We start from the raw sequence: 379 nt of genomic DNA, 5'->3' as shown, positions 1-379 counted from the left end.
TTGCCGCCACAATAAATCCGGTCGCAGCAACGTCTCTTACAAAGCTCCCTGACGTCACCGTTGCAATATTAAGACTGCTTTTAGATAAAGAAAGTTGTGGGCTACCAGTGTTTATTACGGCATTGGCTGACACTGCAACGCCTAAAAACAACGCCGCGCCCAGCAGGCCAATTTTGATATTAGATCGCTTATTTACTGTAACTTGTTGATCTTGTCCGCTTGTATCTCTAATCATTTTGCGCTCCTTAGCAGAGTACTTTTTGCTTCACATAGAACAACCAACACAACCGCAATCATCATAATTGTCGGAGAAATCAGAAACGCGCCAGTTAACAACATAGTGTACTCTTTTAAATTATCTTACTTTCCTTGTACTATT

Annotated in this window: 1 pseudogene; it reads right to left on the bottom strand. The window is 41.4% G+C overall.

Annotation, left to right across the window (positions count from 1 at the left end):
- Positions 1 to 235, bottom strand: a pseudogene (locus CWC11_RS21055) (efflux RND transporter periplasmic adaptor subunit); the annotation flags it as partial.
- Between the last annotated feature and the right edge of the window lie 144 nt (positions 236 to 379).

Source organism: Pseudoalteromonas sp. S3178, assembly GCF_005886985.1.
GTDB classification, from domain to species: Bacteria; Pseudomonadota; Gammaproteobacteria; order Enterobacterales; family Alteromonadaceae; genus Pseudoalteromonas; species Pseudoalteromonas carrageenovora.
This window is presented reverse-complemented; position numbering and strand designations above follow the sequence as displayed.